The sequence below is a fragment of the Kribbella solani genome (genome assembly GCF_014205295.1).
GTDB lineage: Bacteria > Actinomycetota > Actinomycetes > Propionibacteriales > Kribbellaceae > Kribbella > Kribbella solani.
In genome coordinates, this window is the sequence record NZ_JACHNF010000001.1 from 4,518,030 (window position 1) to 4,540,609 (window position 22,580).

At 68.3% G+C, this 22,580-nt stretch carries 18 protein-coding genes and 1 pseudogene; 14 read left to right on the top strand and 5 right to left on the bottom strand.

The features are described from left to right. Position 1 precedes the first annotated feature (1 nt). The 7 genes from HDA44_RS20560 to HDA44_RS20590 all read left to right on the top strand — a co-directional run bounded on the left by HDA44_RS20560 (position 2) and on the right by HDA44_RS20590 (position 9,194). Positions 2-1,399, top strand: coding sequence for an alpha,alpha-trehalose-phosphate synthase (UDP-forming) (locus HDA44_RS20560; RefSeq protein WP_184843979.1), 1,398 nt, complete (start codon positions 2-4; stop codon positions 1,397-1,399). Further along, positions 1,386-2,807 carry an FGGY family carbohydrate kinase gene (locus HDA44_RS20565; protein WP_184836812.1) on the top strand — a complete coding sequence of 474 codons (1,422 nt, stop codon included), beginning with the start codon at positions 1,386-1,388 and terminating at the stop codon, positions 2,805-2,807. The genes HDA44_RS20560 and HDA44_RS20565 overlap by 14 nt, the downstream gene beginning before the upstream one ends. A 76-nt stretch (positions 2,808-2,883) precedes the next feature. After that, a complete protein-coding gene (locus HDA44_RS20570; protein ID WP_184836814.1) occupies positions 2,884-4,161 on the top strand; it encodes a sensor histidine kinase in 1,278 nt (425 codons plus the stop codon). Then, positions 4,064-4,741 (top strand): response regulator, encoded by a 678-nt coding sequence (locus HDA44_RS20575; RefSeq protein ID WP_184836816.1) that lies wholly within the window; start codon positions 4,064-4,066, stop codon positions 4,739-4,741. The genes HDA44_RS20570 and HDA44_RS20575 overlap by 98 nt, the downstream gene beginning before the upstream one ends. A 147-nt stretch (positions 4,742-4,888) precedes the next feature. Further along, the gene (locus tag HDA44_RS20580; RefSeq protein WP_184836818.1) at positions 4,889-7,168 is read left to right on the top strand and encodes an MMPL family transporter; all 2,280 of its coding nucleotides are present in this window, start codon (positions 4,889-4,891) and stop codon (positions 7,166-7,168) included. A 33-nt stretch (positions 7,169-7,201) separates the two neighbouring features. Continuing rightward, positions 7,202-7,636, top strand: a complete 435-nt coding sequence (gene panD / locus HDA44_RS20585; RefSeq protein WP_184836820.1) for an aspartate 1-decarboxylase — start codon at positions 7,202-7,204, stop codon at positions 7,634-7,636. Positions 7,637-7,676: 40 nt separating this feature from the next. Continuing rightward, positions 7,677-9,194: an aminopeptidase P family protein gene (locus tag HDA44_RS20590; protein ID WP_238352502.1), complete on the top strand. Its 1,518-nt coding sequence runs from the start codon at positions 7,677-7,679 to the stop codon at positions 9,192-9,194. Positions 9,195-9,818: 624 nt separating this feature from the next. Here HDA44_RS20590 and HDA44_RS20595 read toward each other — a convergent pair. The 3 genes from HDA44_RS20595 to HDA44_RS20605 form a co-directional block, all read right to left on the bottom strand. Continuing rightward, on the bottom strand, positions 9,819-11,774 hold the full coding sequence (locus HDA44_RS20595; protein ID WP_184836822.1) for a M13 family metallopeptidase: 1,956 nt from the start codon (positions 11,772-11,774) through the stop codon (positions 9,819-9,821). Between the two features lie 101 nt (positions 11,775-11,875). After that, positions 11,876-12,169, bottom strand: coding sequence for an HU family DNA-binding protein (locus tag HDA44_RS20600; RefSeq protein WP_184836824.1), 294 nt, complete (start codon positions 12,167-12,169; stop codon positions 11,876-11,878). A 77-nt stretch (positions 12,170-12,246) separates the two neighbouring features. Beyond that, entirely contained in the window at positions 12,247-13,032 is a 786-nt protein-coding gene (locus HDA44_RS20605; RefSeq protein WP_184836826.1) for a phytanoyl-CoA dioxygenase family protein, read from the bottom strand. Between the two features lie 70 nt (positions 13,033-13,102). On the opposite strand from HDA44_RS20605, the gene HDA44_RS20610 reads away from it, so the two are divergent. The 7 genes and pseudogenes from HDA44_RS20610 to HDA44_RS20640 all read left to right on the top strand — a co-directional run bounded on the left by HDA44_RS20610 (position 13,103) and on the right by HDA44_RS20640 (position 19,072). Continuing rightward, positions 13,103-13,906, top strand: a complete 804-nt coding sequence (locus tag HDA44_RS20610; RefSeq protein WP_184836828.1) for a helix-turn-helix domain-containing protein — start codon at positions 13,103-13,105, stop codon at positions 13,904-13,906. An 82-nt stretch (positions 13,907-13,988) separates the two neighbouring features. After that, a complete protein-coding gene (locus HDA44_RS20615; RefSeq protein ID WP_184836830.1) occupies positions 13,989-15,020 on the top strand; it encodes an LCP family protein in 1,032 nt (343 codons plus the stop codon). A gap of 8 nt (positions 15,021-15,028) precedes the next feature. Beyond that, positions 15,029-15,598: a DUF1990 family protein gene (locus HDA44_RS20620; RefSeq protein ID WP_184836832.1), complete on the top strand. Its 570-nt coding sequence runs from the start codon at positions 15,029-15,031 to the stop codon at positions 15,596-15,598. Then, positions 15,583-16,272, top strand: coding sequence for a uracil-DNA glycosylase (locus HDA44_RS20625; protein WP_202887463.1), 690 nt, complete (start codon positions 15,583-15,585; stop codon positions 16,270-16,272). Before HDA44_RS20620 ends, HDA44_RS20625 begins: the two co-directional genes overlap by 16 nt. A 171-nt stretch (positions 16,273-16,443) precedes the next feature. Next, positions 16,444-17,112 (top strand): annotated as a pseudogene (locus HDA44_RS20630) (DUF969 domain-containing protein); the annotation flags it as partial. A 26-nt stretch (positions 17,113-17,138) separates the two neighbouring features. Next, positions 17,139-18,110, top strand: a complete 972-nt coding sequence (locus HDA44_RS20635; protein WP_184836838.1) for a DUF979 domain-containing protein — start codon at positions 17,139-17,141, stop codon at positions 18,108-18,110. 8 nt (positions 18,111-18,118) lie between these two features. Then, positions 18,119-19,072, top strand: coding sequence for a DUF2891 family protein (locus HDA44_RS20640; protein WP_184836840.1), 954 nt, complete (start codon positions 18,119-18,121; stop codon positions 19,070-19,072). On the opposite strand, the gene HDA44_RS20645 is transcribed toward HDA44_RS20640, so the two are convergent. Continuing rightward, positions 19,020-20,795 (bottom strand): ABC transporter ATP-binding protein, encoded by a 1,776-nt coding sequence (locus HDA44_RS20645; protein ID WP_184836842.1) that lies wholly within the window; start codon positions 20,793-20,795, stop codon positions 19,020-19,022. The two genes, HDA44_RS20640 and HDA44_RS20645, sit on opposite strands and share 53 nt — an antisense overlap. Then, entirely contained in the window at positions 20,792-22,447 is a 1,656-nt protein-coding gene (locus tag HDA44_RS20650; RefSeq protein WP_184836844.1) for an ABC transporter ATP-binding protein, read from the bottom strand. Before HDA44_RS20650 ends, HDA44_RS20645 begins: the two co-directional genes overlap by 4 nt. Positions 22,448-22,580: the final 133 nt, after the last annotated feature.

A 22,580-nucleotide genomic window follows, 5' to 3' on the forward strand; every position in this document is an offset into this window, starting at 1 on the left:
GATGCCGAACGGTAGGAGTTCCTTCGTAGTGGTGGCCAACCGGCTGCCGGTCGACCGACTCGAGATGCCCGACGGCAGCACCGCGTGGCGCCGCAGCCCCGGCGGGCTGGTGACCGCGCTGGCGCCGGTCATGCAGTCCCATCAGGGCGCCTGGATCGGCTGGACCGGCAGTGCGGACGAGAAGCTGGACCCGTTCGACAACGACGGGATGCACCTGGTCCCGGTGATGCTGACGGCCGAGGACGTGCAGCTGTACTACGAGGGGTTCTCGAACGCGACACTGTGGCCGCTGTACCACGACGTGATCGTGGCGCCGGAGTTCCATCGCGAGTGGTGGGAGTCGTACGTCGCGGTGAACCGCCGGTTCGCGGAAGCGGCCGCGGATGCCGCCGACGACAACGCGGACGTCTGGGTGCACGACTACCAGCTGCAGCTGGTGCCGGCGATGCTCCGGCGACTACGTCCGGACGTACGGATCGGGTTCTTCCTGCACATCCCGTTCCCGCCGACCGAGCTGTTCGCGCAGATGCCGTGGCGCCGGCAGATCCTGGACGGGCTGATGGGCGCCGACCTGGTCGGTTTCCAGCGGCCTGGCGCGGCGTCGAACTTCGCCCGGCTGGCCCGGAACCGGATGGGCCTGCGGACCCGCGGCGACCGGATCCACCTGCCCGACGACCGGATCGTCCGGGCGAAGGCGTTCCCGATCTCGATCGACGTCGGCGAGCTGGAGCAGCTGGCCCGCCAGCCGGAGACCACGGCCCGCGCCGCCGAGCTGCGGCAGGAGGTCGGCAACCCGCAGCACGTCCTGCTCGGCGTGGACCGGCTGGACTACACCAAGGGCATCCGGCAACGGATGCGGGCGTTCGGTGAGCTGCTGGACGAGAAGCGGGTGTCGGTGGACGACGCCGTCTTCATCCAGGTCGCCACGCCGTCCCGGGAGCGCGTCGAGCAGTACCGGGTGCTCCGCGACGAGATCGAGCTGCTGGTCGGCCGGATCAACGGCGAGCACGGCAAGATCGGTACGCCGGCGATCAACTACCTGCACACGTCGTACTCGCGGACCGAGATGGCCGCGCTGTTCCGGGCGGCCGACGTGGCCGTGGTGACACCGTTGCGGGACGGCATGAACCTGGTCGCGAAGGAGTACGTCGCCTGCCGGTACGACGACACCGGCGCGCTGGTACTGAGCGAATTCGCCGGTGCGGCGGACGAGTTCCGGCAAGCTTTCCTCGTGAACCCGCATGACATCAACGGTATGAAGGACACCATCGTCGACGCGATGAACACCGACGACCGCCAGCTCGGCCGCCGGATGAAGGCGATGCGCAAGCACCTCGCCGCGCACGACGTGAACATCTGGGCCCAGACCTTCCTGCGGGCACTGCATGACGAAGACTGACGACCGGGTCCTCGCCCTCGACCTCGGTACGTCGTCCGCGCGAGCGCTGGTGCTGTCCGCCGCCGACGCGGCCCCGATCCCCGGCGCGCTGGCCCGGCACAAGATCTCGCCGACGTACGGTCACGACGGCTCGGCGACGCTCGATCTGCACGAGTACGTCGAGGGGCTGCTCGGCTGCCTTGACGAACTGCAGCAGAACGGTCAGCTGGACGAGATCGGCGCGATCGTGCTGTCCTCGCAGTGGCACTCGATCGTTGCCCTGGACAACAAGGGCGGCGCGCTCACGCCGGTGATCACCTGGGCCGACACCCGGACCGTCGACCTGGACCTCGGTACGGCCTTCGACGAGCCGGCCTTCCACACCCGGACCGGCGCCTGGCTGCACCGGCTGTACTGGACCCGGCGGATCCCCTGGCTGCTCGCCTCCGAATCCCCGGCCGCCTTCGCCGGGTTGCCCGATCTCGTCCTGGAGCGGCTCACCGGCGAACGCGTCACCTCGGTCTCGATCGCCTCCGGCACCGGGACCCTCGACCTCGCGACCGGCGCGTACGACGACGAGGCGCTCGACATCGCCGGGGTGAAACCCGATCGGCTCCCTTCGATCGTCCCGACCGGCTGGACCGGGACATTGCGGGCCGAGTACGCCCGGCGCTGGCCTGGTCTGGTCGGCGTTCCCGTGCATCCGCCGACCGGCGACGGCGCCGCCTCGAACGTCGGGACCGGCGGGTACGACATCGGCACCGCGGCAGTGACAGTAGGGACATCGGCCGCCGTGCGCGTCGTACACCCGATCGACGACGCGCCGGAGCTGCCGTGGGAGCTGTGGCGCTACCGGGTCGACGACCAGCGTGCCGTGACGGGCATGGCGTTCTCCGCCGCCGGGAACCTGCACGCCTGGCTGACCGGCCTGCTGCAGTTGGAGTCCGACGAGCCGACCGGCGTAGAGATCGGCGCGTCGCACGCGATCGCCATCCCGTTCATGGCCGGGACCCGGCCGCCCGCGACGGTGCCTGGCGGCTCGGGCGTGTACTTCGGCCTGTCCTTCGATGACACCGCGGCGGATCTGCTCGCCGCGTCGCTGCAGGGCGCGTCGCTGGAGATCGACCGCGGTCTGCGGCAGCTCGACGCGCTGTTCGGCCGGAAGCTGGATGTGGTCCTCGGCGGCGGCGGGATCGACGCGTCGGAGTGGTGGCGGCGCTGCCTGACTGCCACCTTCGACCGTCCGACCACCGTCTGCGCCGAGCCGGAGGTCGGCGCCCGCGGCGCCGCGGCAATCGCGCTCGGCCTGTCGCCGTCGCCAGGCGGCGAGCACCTCACCCCGGTGCCCGCGGACGCCGAACGGGTAGCCGGGCTGCGCGACAGGTACGAGACGCTCCGCGCGCTGGCTGTGCAGGCCTCAGCGATCTAGTACCGCGGCTGCGGTACGGCTCGGATACGGCCGGAGGACGACGCGGAACGCCGCAGTGTCACGTACTGTGAATGGCATGGACGCGGTGTCACAGCGGTGGCGGAACCTGCGGGTGCCGCCACTGCTGCTGGATGCCGTGCTGGCGTTCGTGATCATGATCATCAACGGGATCTCGCTCAGTGAGCGGCAGCACGGACACGTCGCGCTGACTCTGTCCGGGACCGTCTTGATCACCGCCGGCGCGGTGTTCATGATGCTGCGGCGCCCGTTCCCGGTGATCGCGCTGGCGCTGACCAGTGCGGTCGGGATCACGTACACGATCACGCAGCAGGCCAAGAGTCCGATCGGGTTGTTCATGGCCTGCGCGGCGTACACGGTCGTGATGCGGACCGAGCGGCGTACGCGGGCGGTGGCGATCGTCTCGGTGATGGCGGTCACCGTCGTAGCGGCGGCCGTGTACACGAACGGCGAGCTGTTCGCGAACCTGATGAACGGGATCGTGGTGCTGTTCGGCGCGGCGATCGGCGAGGCGACGCGGTACCGGCGGGCGTATCTGCGTGAGCTGGAGGAACGTGCGGTCCGGGCCGAGCAGTCCCGTGACGAGGAGGCGCACCGCCGGGTCACGGAGGAGCGGCTGCGGATCGCCCATGAGCTCCATGACGTGATCGCGCACCACATCGCGTTGATCAACGTGCAGTCCGGCGTCGCGGCGCATGTACTTCGTACCCAGCCGGCTGAAGCGGAGCGAGCGCTCGCCCTGGTCCGTTCTGGCGGTCGCACTGTCCTGCAGGAGCTGACAGTGCTGCTGGGCGTGCTGCGGCGTTCTGGTTCGCCACTACCTACCGCACCGGCTCCATCGCTGCATGACCTGGATGCGCTGATCAAGTCGTTCACTGCGGCCGGGCTGAAGGTGGAGTGGAACCCACCGGAGGCGCTCGGTCCCCTACCGGACGTCATAGAGCTCACTGCGTACCGCCTCATCCAGGAGTCGCTCACCAACGTGCTGAAGCACGCCCCGGGCGCCACGGCTCAGGTCACCATCACCCGCAGGCCCGGCACGCTCAACCTGACAGTCACCGACACCGGTCGCGGACTCACGTCGGCAGGCGCTGCAGTCGCGCATGTGGGAGCTGGGCATGGGCTGGTTGGCATGCGGGAGCGGGTTGCTGCTGTTAGGGGCCGGTTGACGACCGGACCGGAACCGGCAGGCGGGTTCGCAGTACGTGCAACGTTGCCTTTGGAGACAGGAGTGATGAGTGACGATCAGGGTGTTGCTGGCGGACGACCAGACGCTGATCCGGAGCGGGTTCCGGGTGCTGGTGAGCTCGGCGCCGGACCTACTGGTCGTCGCTGAGGCGTCGAACGGGCAGGAGGCGGTCGAGCTGGCCCGGAGCGAGCGGGCCGACGTGGTGTTGATGGACATCCGGATGCCCGAGCTGGACGGGCTCGCGGCGACCCGGCTGATCACCGCCGACGAAGCGCTGGCCGGGGTGAAGGTGCTGATCCTGACCACGTTCGAGGTGGACGAGTACGTGTTCGAGGCGATCCGGGCGGGTGCCAGCGGGTTCCTCGGCAAGAGCGTCGAACCGGCCGAACTGATCGACGCGATCCGGGTGGTCGCCCGCGGCGACGCGCTGCTGTCCCCGAAGGCGGTGCGCGGACTGATCAACCGTTTCCTGGCCGAACCCACGCCCAGCCGGCCGACCGGGCCGACGGTGCTCGACGTACTCACCGAGCGCGAACGCGAGATCGTCGGCCTGGTCGCGCTCGGCCTGTCCAACGACGAGATCGCCGAACGGCTGGTGCTGTCGCCGTCGACCGCGAAGACACATGTCAACCGCGCGATGATGAAACTCGACTGCCGCGACCGCGCCCAGCTGGTCGTGCTCGCGTACCAGACCGGCCTGGTCCGCCCGGGCGTACCGCAGTCGTAGGTACCAACCCGCGCTGTATGTACCACCGGTGCGGTTCCGCGCTGTATGTACCGCCGGTGCGGTAGGCGGGTACGGCGATCGTGGTACGGGCAGGTGTCCGCGATCGGGCGACGCGGAGGACGGGGTCGCGCCGGGAGCATCGATTGCATGGCTACGTACCTCTACCGGCTCGGCCGCTTCGCCTTTCGTAGGCGGCGGCTCGTCGTCCTGATCTGGCTCGGGCTGCTCGCGGCCGGCGTCACCGGGGCGGTCACCCTCTCCGGCCCGACCGCCGCCGGCTTCTCCATCCCCGGCACCGAATCACAGCGCGCCGCCGACCTGCTCCACGACCGCTTCCCGCAGTCCGGCGCCGACTCCGCGAGTGCCCGGATCGTCTTCCAGGCACCACCCGGCCAGAAGCTCGCCGGCAACCCCCAGGTGCGGCAGACGCTGGACCGGCTCGCCAAGGCGCCACAGGTCGCGCACGTACTCGACCCGTTCGCCGCGAAGGCGATCTCGCCGGACGGCCGCACCGGGTACGCGCAGGTGACGTACACCGTCCGCGCCGCCGAGATCACGCCCGAGGCCAAGGACGCGGTGGACGCCGCGATCGCACCGGCCAAGGCTTCCGGTCTCACTGTCGAGTACGGCGGGGAGGCGCTGCAACCCAGTGGCGCGCAGCACCTGACCGAGGTGATCGGCATCGGCGTGGCCGCGGTCGTGCTGCTGATCACCTTCGGCTCGCTCGTCGCCGCCGGACTGCCGTTGCTGTCGGCAATGATCGGGGTGGGGATCGGGGTGACCGCGATCTCGGCCCTCAGCGGGTTCGTCGACATCGGTTCCGGGACGTCGATCCTGGCGATGATGATCGGTCTCGCGGTGTCGATCGACTACGCGCTGTTCATCATGATGCGGTACCGGCACGAGTTGGGTACCGGCCTCGAAGCCGAGGAGGCGACCGGACGGGCAGTCGGTACGGCCGGGTCCGCGGTGGTGTTCGCGGGGCTGACCGTGGTGATCGCGCTGGCCGGGCTGTTCGTCGTCGACATCCCGTTCCTCACCCAGATGGGGCTGGCGGCCGCGTTCACGGTGGTGATCGCGGTCGGGATCGCCCTCACCCTGCTGCCCGCCCTGCTCGGCTTCGCCGGTCCCCGGGTCTTCTCCGGGCGCCTCGGGCGCCTGGTAACGGCGCGCCGCACCGGCCGGGCCACCGGCACCGGCGCGGCCGGAGTAGCCGCAGTAGCTGGAGCAGCTGGAGCAGCTGGGCAGGCGGATGGGACTGTGCCTGAGCGGGTGACTGCTGGGCGCCGGTGGGTGCGGTTCGTTACCAAGCGGCCGCTGGCGGTGCTGCTGGTCACCGTCATCGGTCTCGGCATCGTGGCGATCCCGGCAACCGATCTCGAGCTCGGCCTGCCCAACGACAGCACCGCCGCCCCCGACTCCACCCAGCGCAAGGCGTACGACCTGCTCACCGAAGGCTTCGGCCCCGGCTTCAACGGTCCGCTGATCGTCGTCGTCGACGCCGGCAACACGCCCAGCCCGCCGAACGCGGCCAGTGCCACCGCGGCCGCGATCCGCGCTCTGCCGGACGTGAAGCTGGTCTCCCCGCCGCGCTTCAACCCGGCCGGCAACACCGCTCTGCTGACGGTCATCCCGGACAGCGGCCCGAGTACGACCCAGACGAGCGACCTGGTGAAGTCGATCCGCGCGCTGCCGAAGCACGACGGCGCCGAGATCGCGGTGACCGGCGCGACCGCGATCAGCATCGACGTCTCGGACAAGCTGGCCGGCGCGCTCGTGCCGTACCTGAGCCTGATCGTCGGCCTGGCGTTCCTGCTGCTGATGCTGGTGTTCCGGTCGCTGCTCGTCCCGCTGAAGGCGACGCTCGGGTTCCTGTTCAGCGTGGCGGCGACGTTCGGCGCGCTGGTCGCGGTGTTCCAGTGGGGCTGGCTGGCCGACCTGTTCGGGATCACCGGGCAGACCGGTCCGGTGATCAGCATGCTGCCGATCTTCCTGATCGGCGTCGTGTTCGGGCTGGCGATGGACTACCAGATCTTCCTCGTCACCCGGATGCGCGAGGAACACGTCCACGGCGCGGAACCGCAGGCCGCGGTGGTCGACGGGTTCGCGCATGGCGCCCGGGTGGTGACCGCGGCGGCGGTGATCATGACGGCGGTGTTCTCCGGGTTCATCCTGTCCGACCAGGCGCTGATCCGGGAGATGGGCTTCGGGCTCGCGCTGGCGGTCCTGATCGACGCGTTCGTGGTCCGGATGACGCTCGTACCGGCGGTGATGGCACTGCTCGGCCGGCGCGCCTGGTACCTGCCCCGGTGGCTGGACCGGCTCCTGCCGCGCGTCGACGTGGAAGGCGACTCGTTGCGTACCCGGCAACCGAGCGTGCCGCGGGAGCCGGAGCTGGTTTCCGGCGGCCGTGATGACGGCCACTGACAAAGTTGGCACTGCCGCCGGATGATGACCCGCATGTGGCGGCAAATGATGAAGTCGAAGGTGCACCGGGCGACGGTGACGCAGGCCGATCTGAACTACGTCGGTTCGTGCACGCTGGACGCCGAACTGATGGCGGCGGCCGATCTGTTGCCCGGTGAGAAGGTGGACATCGTCGACATCACCAACGGTCACCGGCTGTCCACGTACCTGATCGAAGGCCCGCGTGGATCGGGTGTCGTCGGCATCAACGGCGCGGCGGCACACCTGATCCACCCGGGCGATCTGGTCATCCTGATCGCGTACGGGATGTTCGACCCGGCCGAGGCCAAGGTCTTCGAACCGAGCGTAGTCTTCGTGGACGAGCACAATGCGATCACCCGCATCGGCTCGGACCCCGCCGAAGCACTGCCCGACACGGATATGCGCCGCGGCGACGAACTGGACACCAGCGTCTCGCACGCGATGTAGCTTGCGAGACACTTAGGGCTGAAACGAGGACTGGTCAAGGATGACCGACACCACCGCGCACACCACCGCGAACGCCACCGCTGCTTCCACGTCCGCTTCCGCCGACGCTGCCGTTGAGACCGGCGGTGGGGAGGCGGGGAATGCCGTGCCCAAGACGGCTTCGCATGACAACGAGCCGAGTCCGAAGCTGCGGGCGTTCATGAACTCCGGCTGGGCCGACTCCGAGCGGCACGACCTGGCCGTGGCGGACGTCGCCGACTGGGCGGCGAAGCGGCGGGACGCGTTGTCGCAGGCGTTCCCGGGCGAGCGCCTCGTCATCCCGGCCGGCACCTACAAGGTCCGGTCCAACGACACCGACTACGTCTTCCGCCCGCACACCGACTACGTGTGGCTGACCGGCAACCAGACCTCCGACGCCGTCCTCGTCCTGGAGCCGAACGGCACCACCGGCCACGACCCGGTGCTGTACTTCCGCCCGCGCGCCGACCGCAGCCAGGGCGAGGAGTTCTGGCGCGACCGGATGTACGGCGAGCTGTGGGCCGGCCGCCGCCCGTCGCTGACCGAGACCGCCAAGGAGTTCGGCATCGAGACCCGGCACGTCGACCAGCTGGCCGACGCGCTGAAGGGCGACGTACCGACCCGGGTCCGGCGCGACGAGGACCAGTCGATCGCGTCGCTGCTGACCGGCGCCCGGATCGATGACCTGAAGGACAACGAGCTCGCGGCGGCCCTGTCCGAGCTGCGGCTGGTCAAGGACGCATACGAGCTCGAGCAGCTCCGGGACGCGGTCGCGATCACCCACCGCGGCTTCTCCGATGTCCTCGCCGAAATGGACCAGGTCCGGAAGTACGGCGAACGCTGGATCGAGGGTACGTTCTGGCGCCGCGCCCGGGCCGAAGGGAACGACGTCGGGTACACGTCGATCGCCGCGGCCGGACCGCACGCGACCACGCTGCACTGGATCGAGAACGACGGCACGGTCGACGACGGCACGTTGATGCTGCTCGACATGGGCGTGGAGAACCGGCAGCTGTACACCGCCGACATCACCCGTACGCTGCCCGTGAACGGTGAGTTCACGCCCCGCCAGCGCGACCTGTACCAGCTGGTCCTGGACGCGCAGAACGCCGGGATCGCGGCGCTCAAGCCCGGGGCGGCGTTCCGCGCCGGCCACGAGGCCGCGATGGAGGTCATCGTGCACGGGCTGGACGCGATGGAACTGCTACCGGTGTCCGCCGAGGAGGCACTCGACCCGGAGAGCCGCCTGTACCAGCGGTACACGCTGCACGGCGTCAGCCACATGCTCGGCCTGGACGTCCACGACTGCGCCTCGGCCCGCAACGAAACCTACCGGCAGGGCACCGTCCAGCCCGGCTACGTCCTGACCGTCGAGCCCGGCCTGTACTTCCAGTCCGACGACCTCACCGTCCCCGAGGACCTTCGCGGCATCGGCATCCGGATCGAGGACGACATCCTGATCACCGAAGCCGGCCCGGAGAACCTCTCCGAAGCCATGCCGCGCACCATCGAAGACATCCAAACCTGGATGGCTTCCTAGCCCCCACTTAAGCCGGCCGCCCCTGCATAACCCGGCGCGAGACCACATCCCCATCACCCACCCATCCAGCGCACCGCACACGGCACAACCGGCGCAGGTACGGCTCCGCACAAACAGCACGAGCGAGCTGCACCCAACGAGAGCACACACCCGATGCCGGTCCCCGCCCCACGCGGGTACACACCCCGCGCCGGTCGACGCCCCGCGCGGAGCAACCGTGGTGATGCGGTGTAGCCGGCACAAGCGCGGGGACCCGCCCGGCCGCCGGTGGATCCCAGCCCTCGGGCGGTGGATGGCGGGTTGTTTGGCTGGTGGCGTCCTACAACGTGCCAGCGGTGAAACAACCCGGCAGCCGGCTCGTCCGCAGGCCATTTCAGGGGTGAACGTCTCGTCGTGAGCGTTCACCGGCCGCATGCGCGAGGTGAACGGGCAACTTCGGGGGCGAACGTCCGAAATGCAACGGAGGCGGGGCGGCCCGGTGCAGCCCGGGTAGGCCCGGCGCGATGCAACCCCGGGCCGGCGTCGTACAACCAGCGAAGGTGCGGCGCGGTGCAGCCCAGGCGGGTGCGGTGCAGCCCAGACGGGTGCGGTGCAGCCCAGACGGGCCGCACCGCAGGGGTAGAGCTACCAGATGCGGACCCGGTCGGCCGGATCCAGCCACATTGCGTCATCGGCGGTGGTGCTGAAGGTGGTGTGGAACTCGTCGATGTTCTTCACCACCGCGTTGCACCGGAACTCCGGTGGTGAGTGCGGGTCGATGGTAAGCCGGCGAGCGGCTTCCTCCGGGCGGGTCTTGGTGGCCCAGGCGTGCGCCCAGGCGGCAAAGAACCGTTCGCTGCCGGTACGCCCGTCGATCGTCTCGTCCTCGGCGCCGTTCAAGGCCAGCTGGTACGCGACGTGCGCGATCGACAGTCCGCCAAGGTCGCCGATGTTCTCGCCCAGGGTGAGCTTGCCGTTCACCTTCTGCCCGGGGGTTTCGGCCGGCTCCAGCAGGTCGTACTGCGCGACCAGCTTGTCGGTGCGCTGCTCGAAGGCGGCGCGGTCGTCGTCGGTCCACCAGTCGTTCAGGTTGCCGTCCCCGTCGTACCGGGAGCCCTGGTCGTCGAAGCCGTGGCCGATCTCGTGCCCGATCACCGCGCCGATCGCGCCGTAGTTGGTGGCGTCGTCGGCGACCAGGTCGAAGAACGGCGGCTGCAGAATGCCGGCCGGGAAGACGATCTCGTTCATCCGCGGGTTGTAGTACGCGTTCACCGTCTGCGGCGTCATCCGCCATTCGTTCCGGTCGACCGGCTTGCCGAGCTTCGCCAGGTCGCGCTCGGTCTCGACCGCGACCGAGCGGCGGACGTTGCCGAACAGGTCATCCGGGGCGACCTCGAGCGCCGAGTAGTCCTTCCACTCGTCCGGGTACCCGATCTTGGGCACGAAGGTGCCGAGCTTCTCCAGCGCCCGCTGCCGGGTGTCCGGACCCATCCAGTCCAGCGCCTCGATCCGCTGCCGGTAGGCAGCGACCAGGTTCTGCACCAGGTCGACCATCCTGGCCTTGGCGTCCGGTGGGAAGTGCTCGGCCACATACAGCTTGCCGAGGGCCTCGCCGAGCGCCTGCTCGACCGTGCCGACCGCGCGCTTCCACCGGTCGCGCAGCTCCGGCGCGCCGGTCAGGGTCTTGCCGTAGAAGGCGAAGTTCTCGTCGACGAAGGCCTGGCTGAGCAGCGGCGCGGCGCTGTGCACGACCCGCCAGGTCAGCCACTCCTGCCACCGGCTCGGCTCGATCTCCCGCAGCGCGGCCGCGGCGGCGGTCAGGAAGTCCGGCTCGCGGACGACAACCTGCGCGAACGCGCTTTCCGGTACGCCCGCGCCGGCCAGCCAGGTCTTCCACTCCAGGCCGGGCGTGAGCTCCTCGAGCCCGGCCCGGTCGAGCTTGTTGTAGGTCAGTTGGACGTCACGGTCCTTGACCCGGTCCCAGTGCGCGCTCGCGAGCCGGGTCTCCAGCTCCAGGACGCGCGCGGCGGCACCGGCCGGATCGGCCGCACCCGCCAGCTCCAGCATCTTCGCGACATGCGCGACGAACGCCGTCCGCAGCTCGGCGAAGTTGTCCTCGCGGTAGTACGACTCGTCGGGCAGGCTGAGGCCGCCCTGGGTCAGATGGACGATGTTCTCGTCGGACTTCTTCGCGTCGGCGTCGACCCAGTAGTGGAAGACGCCCGGCACGCCCTGCAGCTCCAGCTGCCCGAGGACGCCGGCCAGCGCGGAACCGTCGGTGGCGCTCCGGACCAGGGCGAGCTGATCGGCGATCGGGGCCGCGCCCAGCCGCTCGATCGTCTCGGTGTCCATGAAGCTGGTGTAGAGGTCGGCGATCTTCCGCGGCTCGCTGCCGGCCGGATGCCCGGCCGCGACCGTCTTCTCGACGATCGCGCGGACGTCCTGCTCGGCGGTGTCCCAGAGCGCGTGGAACGCGCCGTGGATCGCCTTGTCCGCGGGAATCTCGTGCTCCGCCAGCCACGCCCCGTTCACGAACCGGTACAGGTCGTCCTGCGGCCGCACCGCGCCGGACGCCTCCGCGCCGTCGATTCCTGCTGTCATCCTGACCCCTTGCTCCGTGTCGAGTTGCTGCCAGCGAACATACCCGGTTCGCCACGGCCGGGCCCGAACTTATCCACAGCACCTCGTCACATCGGCACTACTCAGGAAGACTGGGGTACCTTGCCGCGAGCCGCCGCCTTGAGCCGGCTCCCGCACGACAACCGCACCGAGTAGCCGGCCGGAATGGACAACGGCTCACCGGTCTGCGGATTGCGACCGGTGCGCGGGGCCCGCAGCACCCGCTCGATGCTGAGCAAACCCGTCAGCGACACCTTCTCGCCGCGCTGGACCGCGTCGGTCACGACGTCACCGAGGGCGTCGATCACCCGTTCGGTCTGGTTCCGCGGGATGCCCGCCTTCTCCGCCACGTCACTGATCAGTTCGTTCCGGTTCACGGCACTCCTCCGACTCGGGTTCAAGGTCCGAGCGGCATCTTAAACGAAATGATTGTCGTTTGCGAGAAGCGTGCCCGTCAGAGTCCGTCCCGGTCATGCCAGTGGTGCTGCCACCGGGCGTCGACGGCGTCGTCGGCACGCTGGTAGCGGATGTCGGTCGACAGCCGCATCTCCGTCGACACATTGTCCAGTGCGGCGTGGATGGTGTGCGCCGTGTGGATGACGACGTCTCCCGCCGCGTAGTTCGCGACGAGCCAGTTGGCGTCATACTCAGTTGCCAGCGCGGGCAGGTCAGCGGTCATAGATGCCGCAGGCCGTTTCAGTCGACCGGCGGCTTCGTCCGCGAGCACCCTGTGGTGGCTGCCCTCCAGGTACGCCAGTCCGCCGCGACTGACCGGGCAGTCACCCAGTGGAATCCAGGCCGACAGCACCTGGTCGCTCCCCTCTCGCAGGTACACCAGGTCGTAGTGCGCCTGGGTCGCCGTACCGATGCCGTTCTCGCCGGGCGCTGTCTGCCGGATGATCTTCCGCCGATGCAGGAACGGTTCACCACCCAGGAACCACTCGAACCAGTCCTTCAAAGCCGGCTGCGCGCAGAAGGCGGCGTACTCCGGCCCCGGCACGATCTCCTCGAACAGGACCTTCCGGTACGACGCCCGGTCCGTCGCAGCGCCCGTCAGCCGGAAGTAGTACTCGCGAAACTGTTCGACCACTGCAGCGTCCAGTAGTCCGGTCAGGTACAAGTACCCGTCGCGCATCAGCCGCGCGCGTAGTACGTCGCGTTCTGATCGCTCCGGTTCCGGTACGACCTGCAGTACGCCCAACCGTTCTTCGTCGAGCACGTATCCATTCGAAGTCAGCACATCTCAATGACACCGGCGTACGCCACCGAACGGAATGGACACGGCGCCGTACTTCTTGGACTCTTGTACCGTGCCGAACTGGTCGATCTACCTGACTCCAGGGGTCTTCGAGCGTGAACTTGGACTCTTCTGCTTAGGCGCCGGTGAACAGACACATGGTGCACTACCAGCCCCGGAACGCGCCCTCGGCTGCCATGCACTCGTCTGGCTCAAGGAAGGCCACGGCCACCTACTCCACGGCCCCGACCGCCAGTCGTACGAAGTACGCGCGCCGGCACTGCTGACACTCTTCCCCGGCGTACTACACGGCTACCGCCCCGCCACTCGCTGGCGACAGGCGTGGACGCTGTTCAGTGGCTCAGCAACCGATGCGCTCACTGCACTTGGTCAACTCGATGTCAGCCAACCAGTCCGCCAGTACAGCGATCCACGCCCACTGGACCGTGCGTTCACTCGGCTACTGCGCATCAGCGGCCAGCACAACCCCGTACAGCTCACCGGTGCTCTCTACGACCTCATCGGTGAAGCTGGAACAACGACGGGCGATGGAGTGGCCGCGCAGCTCGCTGACCTGGCATGTACGCCGATGAGCGTTCAGGACTACGCCAGTGCGCTCGGACTGACCGTACGCGAACTCCGCGATGCGGTACGCCGTACCACAGGCTCAACTCCACAGGAACTGATCCTGAGTACCAGACTCAGCTATGCAAAGGTTCTGCTTGCTGAGGAGGACCTGTCCGTCGCCGCGGTCGCCCGGCGGGTCGGGTACGACGATCCGGCGTACTTCAGCCGCCTGTTCGCCACCAGGGTTGGGATCTCGCCGGTCGCGTTCCGGCGATCTGGTTCGCTCTCCGGGCCGATTTCCTCCCTTTGAGGGAGGCGGCGGCTACTTTCGGACGTGTAAAACCATTCACTGGGGTGACGTGTCCGGGGTCCGGCACCGATACGGTCGTGGCATGAGTGAAACGCAGCCCATCGACCCGCGATACGCGGACCGGTCGCCACGGCCTTCGGCGCGGAAGCCGAAGAAGCGGCGCAACTGGTTCCTCCGGACCGTCGGACTGATCGTCCTGCTGTTCGTCCTCATGCTGATCGCGGTCCCGCTGTACGCGTGGAGCCGGATCGACAAGATCGAGGCGATGCCGACCGGCACCCGGCCGGCCGAGACGCCGGGGACGACGTACCTGATGGTCGGATCGGACGCCCGCGAGAATCTCAGCCGCGCGGAGCGGGCCCGGCTGCACACCGGCGGTGACGCCGGACCGGCCCGGACCGACTCGATCATGCTCATGCACGTACCGAAGTCCGGCCCGACCGTGCTGATCAGCATCCCGCGGGACAGCGCGGTGAACATCCCCGGCGTGTCCGGCCGGCAGAAGATCAACGCGGCGTTCAACAAGAGCCCGGCGCTGCTGATCCAGACGATCGAGAACACCACCGGCCTGCGGATCGACCACTACGTCGAGGTCGGCTTCGGCGGCTTCGCGTCGGTGATCGACAGCGTCGGCGGGATCAACATGTGCCTGCCGAAGCCGATGAACGACAAGCTGGCGCACATCAACCTGCCGGCCGGCTGCCAGAAGCTCGACGGCGTCAACGCCCTCGGGTACGTACGGTCCCGGCACGCGGACGGCCAGAACGACTTCGGCCGGGTGCAGCGGCAGCGGGAGATGGTCGGCGCGATCGCCAAGAAGGCCAGCTCGCCGTCCACCTTCCTGAACCCGTTCCGCTACTACGGCGTCGCTACCAAGGGCGTGGACGCATTGACCGTCGACAAGGACATGAGCCTGTTCGACTTCATCCGGTTCGCCCGTGGCATGCGAGCGATCTCCGGTAGCGGCGGAGTCACGCTGACTGTCCCGATCAGCAACGACAACTACCACCTGAGCAACGGCCGAGGCGTAGCCGTGAAGTGGGACACCGCAAAGGCGAAGGCCATCTTCGACGCGATCAAGGCCGACAACACCTCCGGCCTCAAGAGCAGCTAGCGAGTCCGATGAAGCTGGAAGACCTGGCGGACCTGCGGTTCAACTACGACGCCGTAGGTTCGACTCGGTACAACAAGACGCCGCAGGGCTACCACCGGCTCAAGCATCGCGTTCTGCTTGGTGCTGGGGACGACGTGTTCCAGCTGGCCAGTGACGGGCTGCTGCAGTGGCGCATGCACCGTGGCGCGGGGCTGCCGGTGCGGGCGACGGACACGCCGCCGCGCATCGGCACCAACGCACTGGCCAGCATGACCGCCGGCCTCCTGTTCAACCGGCTACGTACGCTGTCTCCGCTGAACCGGTTGGGCCTGCCAGTGCCCTGTCGCGTCGTCTGGACAGTCAACGAACCAGACCGCATCGGCTTCGCGTACGGAACGCTGCCAGGCCACCCAGCATCCGGCGAGGAGTCATTCGTCGTCACCCGGGACACCGACGGCGTACACCTCACCATCCGCGCCTACAGCCGCGCCGCCACTTGGTACACCCGCCTGGGCGGTCCGCTCACCCGGCAGGTGCAGCAGTACACGGCACGCCAGTACGCGGCTGCTCTCCGTCGCCTGGCATGCTGTGGCGGGTGACTGCTAAGGGTTTGGCTGAGTTGGTGGCTCCGGACTGGGCCGAGGCGTTGAGTCCGGTTGAGACGACCGTCGCGCGGATGGGCGAGTTCCTCCGTGGCGAGATCGCAGCCGGACGTTCGTACCTACCGGCCGGTGAGAACGTTCTGCGCGCCTTCCAGCGGCCGCTGGGCCAGGTGAAGGTGTTGGTGGTCGGCCAAGACCCGTACCCGACGCCGGGACACCCGGTGGGACTCAGCTTCTCAGTGGCCCCGGACGTACGGCCGATCCCGCGCAGCCTGGCCAACATCTACCGCGAACTGATGGCCGACGTCGGCGTACCCGCGCCGTCGAACGGTGACCTGACGCCGTGGTCGGACCAGGGCGTACTGATGCTCAACCGAGTACTGACCGTGCAGCCGGGCAAGTCCGGTGCGCACCGGGGCAAGGGCTGGGAGTCCGTCACCGAGCAGGCCATCCGCGCGCTGGTCGAGCGGGGCGGTCCGCTGGTCGCGATCCTCTGGGGCCGAGACGCCCAGACGCTCAAGCCGATGCTGGGCAGCACTCCGTACGTGGAGAGCGCCCACCCGAGCCCGATGTCCGCGGACCGCGGTTTCTTCGGCTCCCGCCCGTTCAGCCGGGTCAACGCCCTCCTGGAGCAGCAGGGCGCCGCACCGGTCGACTGGCGCCTCCCCTAGGTAACTCGCACGCCTCTCCGCACTCCCACCTGACTGTAGATACCTCCGCTTCCCACTCCCGCCTGGCTGTAGATCTTGTTCTAATGATCCATTGCAGGATCGTTGAACAATCCTTATGGTGAACGGAACATCTCTCCCCGTAGCTACACCGTTCCGTCCCCGGGAGGAACCATGTGGGTTCTGCTCGCCATCGCGGTGGTGGTCGTCGGCTTCGCACTGCGGATCAACTCGATGCTGGTCGTCACGGCGGCCGGCATCGTGGCCGGACTGATCGGCGGGTTGTCGCCGGTCAAGATCCTGAACGCCTTCGGTGACGGCTTCGCCGGCAGCCGGTCCGTCACCGTCTTCATCGTCACGCTGCCCGTGATCGGGCTGATCGAGCGCTACGGCCTGCAGCATCAGGCCCGGAAGCTGATCAGCAAGCTGGCGGTCGTCACCACCGGCCGGCTGCTGGCCGTGTACCTGCTGATCCGGCAAGGCACCGCGGCCCTCGGCCTGACCAGCATCGGCGGTCCCGCGCAGGCGGTCCGCCCACTCATCCACCCGATGGCCGCCGGCGCCGCGGAGCGCCGGTACGGCAAGCTGCCGGAGAAGGTCCAGGAGAAGATCAAGGCGTTCGCCGCCAGCGCCGACACGGTCGGGCTGTTCTTCGGCGAGGACATCTTCGTCGCGATCGGTTCGATCCTGCTGATCACCGGCTTCGTCGACGCCACCTACGGCCTGCACCTGGAGGCCATCGACATCGCGGTCTGGGCGATCCCGACCGGCATCTGCGCCCTGCTCATCCACGGCACCCGCCTGCTCCTGCTGGACCGCAAGCTCGACAAGCTGGCCGCCGAGCTCAAGGCCGAGAAGGAGACCGCGCGATGATCAAGGTCGAGTGGTTCTACTGGCTGTGCGGGCTCTTCTTCGTCGTGATCGCGCTGCAGGTGCTGAACGATCGCAGCAACCCGAAGCGGCTCGGCAGCGCGGCGTTCTGGGGCATCCTCGGAGTCTCGTTCGGCTACGGCACGTTCGTGGTGAACAAGCAGGCGCCGTCCTGGCTGCTCGGCATCGCGGTCATCGGTCTCGCGGTCCTGGCCGGATCGGGTTTCCCGGGCAAGGGCGCGGAGCGTACGACCACGCCGGCCGAGCGCGTACACCTGGCCGATCGCTTCGGCAACAAGCTGTTCCTGCCCGCGCTGGTGATTCCGATGGTCGCGGCGCTGTTCGGCGCCTGGCTGGCCAAGGTGAAGCTTGGTGACGGCAGCCTGCTCCTGCAGTCCGGTTCCGCGACCATCATCGGCCTCGGCGTCGCGTCGATCCTCGCGCTGATCGTCGGGATGACGCTACTCAGGCCGAAATCCCCTGCGATCCCTATGCACGAAGGGCGGCGGCTGCTGGAGCACATCGGCTGGACCGCGATCCTGCCGCAGATGCTGGCCACGCTGGGGCTGCTGTTCAACGCATCCGGTGTCGGCAAGGCGGTGGGCCGAGTCACCGATCACCTGGTACCCAAAGGTTCGCTCATCGCGGCGGTCGCGCTGTACTGCATCGGGATAGCCGTCTTCACCATCATCATGGGCAATGCGTTCGCCGCGTTCCCGGTGATGACGGCCGCGGTAGGTTGGCCGCTCCTGGTGCAGCAGTTCCACGGCACACCGGCCGTGGTGTTCGCGATCGGCATGCTGGCCGGCTTCTGCGGCACGCTGTGTACGCCGATGGCAGCCAACTTCAATCTGGTCCCAGCGGCTCTGTTGCAGATGAAGGACCAGTACGGCCCGATCAAGGCGCAGATCCCGACCGCTGTCCCGCTGCTGGGCTGCAACATCGTCCTGATGTACTTCTTCGCGTTCTAAGGAGAGTCATGGAGTACGCGGCCTGGGCGCGCATCGCCTGTGAGGTTCTGGACACGCGGTACCCGTATGGCAGCGCGCATGCGTCACGGGGTCCGGACGACGTCGATGTGACTCCGGAGCGGCTGCACCCTGCCTTCCACGGCTCGTACGACTGGCATTCCAGTGCGCACATGCAGTGGTCGCTGGTCCGGCTGCTCACGCTGGCGCCGGATCAGCGCTCGATCGACCTACTCAACCAGCGGCTCACGCCTGAGGCGATCGCTGTCGAGGCTGCGTACCTGCGCGAGCGGCCTGGGTACGAGCGCCCGTACGGCTGGGCGTGGGCCGCCATGCTCGTCGCTGCTGCCCGCGACACCCACTGGGCGGCAGCACTTGCTCCGCTGGGTGCGGTGATCGCGGACCTGGTCATGGCGTGGCTACCGAAGCAGGCGTACCCAGTACGTCACGGCGCACACCTGAACTCGGCCTTCGCACTAGCACTGCTCCACGAGGCGTACGGCGAGCTGGGCCGGACAGATGTGGTCGAGGCGGTCCGGGCGCGGGCGTTGGACTGGTACGGCGGCGACACCGCGTACGACACCCGCTTCGAGCCATCTGGGACAGACTTCTTGTCGCCAGCCCTGTCAGAGGCTGAGCTGATGCGGCGCGTACTGCCCGCTACAGCGTTCGCCAGCTGGCTGACTGCCTTTCTCCCTGGCTTGGGCAAGGAACAGCATCTGCACCTGCTGGAGGTGCCGGTGACGGATGACTCAGGCGATGGTCAGTTGGCGCATCTGGCCGGGCTGGCGTTGTCACGCGCCTGGCAGCTCCGCACGATCGCACCGGCGCTGCCGGACGTGGCCGACGTACTGCGGGCCGGTGCAGACCGTCAGGTCGCGGCAGTACTGCCGACTGTCACCGGCGGGGACTTCATGTCGACGCACTGGCTGGTGTCGTTCGCCCTGCTGGCTGACCAGGCGTAGCAGTACCCGTCCAGCTCGTCCACAGTTGCGCGTACCGCCCACCGCTGGCGAGCAGCTCCGCGTGGGTACCTGACTCGACCACGTGCCCGTGGTCCATCACGACAACCCGGTCCGCCTGCTCCGCTTGTGTCAGTCGGTGCGCGACGACCAGCGTCGTACGCCCTGCCGTAGCCGCCGCACTTGCCCGCTCCAGCTCACGTGCACCCGCACTGCCCGCTTCAGCAGTCGCCTCATCCAGTACGGCAACAGGCGGGTCCGCGAGTACCAGTCGAGCGAAGGCGAGCTGCTGTGCCTGCGCACCGGTCAGCTGATGACCGCTCTCACCCACCACTGTCGCCAGACCGTCAGGCAAGGCCCGCACCCACGCCAGTGCGCCAACACACTCGAGCGCGTCCTCGATCTCCGCATCGGTAGCGTCGGCGCGAGCGAGCCGTACGTCATCGACCAGCAGTCCAGAGAACACATGCACTTCCTGACTGAGCAGAGCGACCTGCCGCTCCGCCAGTGCCTCCAGTTGCACTCCACCAAGGCGTACGGCGCCGGCAGACGGCCTGAGTACACCTGCCGCGATCGCTGCCAGCGTGGTCTTCCCGGCACCGCTCGCCCCGACCAGTGCGACGCGTTCTCCTGGTTCCAGCCGCAGTGACACGTCACTGACGACCTCTGGTCCGTCGTAGCGGTGACTGATCTGCCGCAACTCCAGTGACGAGTCCGCCGGGTCCAGACGGACCGCCGGCGACGGTTCCGGTTCGATCTCCAGTACGCCCGCCAACCGCGCCATGCCCGCGGCGGCAGTCTGGATCTGGTCGAACTCCATCAGCACGATGTTGACCGGGTTGAACAACCGGTGGAAGTACAACGCGGCCGCCGTCACCGCGCCGATGCTGACCGAGTCCGCCCTGACCAGGAAGAACCCTGTCACCAGGATCGCTGTCAGGCCGGTGAACTCGGCGTGGTTGATCCGCGCCGAGAAAGAGCTGAACAGCCGGAACACACCGATCGAGATGTCCCGCGCGGCCCCGGAAGTCGCGTCGATCTTGCCCAGCTGCCGACCCTCCAGCCGGTACGCGCGGACGGTCGCACTGCCCCGCAGCGACGCGATGATCGCTTCGGACCGTTCTCCCATCGCGATGCGTTCCTGCTTGTAGTACGGCGCCGATCGCCGCAGGTACCAGTGCAACGCGAGGAGGTACATCGGTACGGCGAGCAGCCCGGCCAGACCGAGCCGCCAGTCGAGCGCGAACATGCCACCCACGGTCAGCACAATCGTCAACGCCGCCCCCAGCACGGACGGACCCACCTCGGTCAGCGCGGACGCGACCGATGCCACGTCGTCACCGACCCGTGAGAGCAGGTCACCGGTCCGCACCTTCTCCAGCATCGGTGCCGGCAACCGCAGCACCCGGTCCAGTACACGCTCCCGAATCCGCGCCAGTACGGTCTCACCGACCCGCGCCGCCAGTGTCACGCCAAGTGCAGTCAGGACGCCGGACAGCAGTGCAGCCAGTCCGATCATCAGCACAACGCGTACGATCGCGTGCTTGTCGCCACCGCCCGCGATGGCATCCACCAGTGCACCGAGCGCCCATGGCGCGACCAGACCGGCCGCACTGGCTCCAGTGATCACCAGAGCCGCCAGCGAGGACAGCCACGGCTGCCTGCGCAGCTCTTGCCACAGTACGGACCACGTCGCGCGCGGACCGGCAACAGGAAGCAAATTCATCGCAGTACCGCCTCCTGGTACGCCGGATCGGTCTCAGCCAGTTCGGAGTGGATGCCTTCAGCAACCACTGCGCCATCGGCGATCACGACCACACGATCCATCTTGCCCAGCAGGGCGGGGCTGCTCGTCAGTACCAGCGTGGTCTGACCAGCGCGCTCAGCGGCCAGCCCTTCCGCCAGCAGTTCCTCAGTCACTGCGTCCACTGCCGTGCTCGGATCATGCAGCACTAGCAGCGGCGGTTCAGCCAACAAGGCACGCGCCAGACCGAGCCGTTGCCGCTGCCCACCAGACAGCGACTGACCACGGTCAGCCAGCGGCCGGTCCAGTTCGTCCACCAGATCAGCAGCGCCGGCAGCCACCATCACCCGTTCCAGAGCCGGAGTCTCTACCAGTAAGTTGCTGCGCAGCGTCCCCTCGAACAGGTCCGTCTCGTGCCGCTCCAGCAGTACGGTCCGCCGCACCAGCTCGACGTCCAGCTCTTCGAGCACCGCGCCACCGACCCGCACCGATCCGGTGTGCTCAGGCGCGCGCCCACCCACGACTGCCAGCAGTACATCCGCATCGCGCGGGTCGTAGCAAAGCACGCCCACCGACTCCCCCGGCCGAACAACCAGACTCAGCGACGCCAGCGTCCCGTGCGACACCCCTTCCAGCGCAAGTGGCGGCTGATCCGCGTCAACGGCCGTACCGGTGCCGGTAACCATCAGTGGTGGCGCGGAAAGCACCCCAGCGAGTCGCTCCGCCGAAGCGCGCGACCTTGCAATCACCTGGCTGACGTACCCAAGCGTCGCCACCGGTTCGGCTACGAACTGCGCCAGGCCGACCACCGTGATCAACTCACCGATCGTGATCCGCCCGTGCAACGCGAACCAACCGGACACACCAGCCACCGCAGCCAGCAGCAAACCGCTCAGCGCGGTGGTCACACCGTCCTGCAGACCGTTGGTCGACGCAGCACGCAGTGTGGCCCGCAGAGTGGCCTGACTGGACCGCCGGTACCGCTCAGCCGCGTTGTGCTGCGCTCCGATACCCCGCAGCGTCCGCAGTCCACTCACCAGATCGGTCGCCAGTGCAGTCGTCTGCGCGACCGCCTGCTGCTGGCTCGACGTACGCCGGGTCAACAGCGGGGACAGCGCCTGGATACCCAGCACCAGCAGTGGTACGCCAATGAGTACCCCAAGCCCCAGTGGTACGTCGACCAGCAGCAAGGACACCGACGACACGACCAGCGCCGTACACGCGGCTGCTCCGATCGACACACCCCGCATCACCAGCGCGGCCTTCTCCGCATCGGATGTCGCGATCGACAACAACTCACCCGACCGGAGCCCGGTCCGATGACCACGCGGGTCGAGTACGCGTTGTGCGATCTCCAGCCGGAGCAGATGCGTCTCGTACTCGATCGCCCACACCACCTGTCGCGCGCCGGCCTTCCAGGCGTTCGACAGCACGGCGAACAGGACGACCATCATCAGTACGCACCACAGCAACGGCTGGACCCGGCTGGTCGCGACGGCGCGGTCCACGAAGATGCCGATCGCCACCGGGACCGCCGCCTCGGTCGCCTGGTGCAGCGAGAGCATCAGCACCCCGGCGACCATCCGGCCCCGATGCCGCCGGACGGCCCGCCTCAACAGCTCCCCAGTCGACATAGTTAGGTAACCCTAACTCAGCCGAACCGATTGACACCCGGGCCGGTCCACCGTACGGTCTCGCGTTAATAGGAAACTTTCCTAACAGTTCGCGTGATCCGCGCGGCGAGTACCCGCGAGCGGCGAAGGGAGG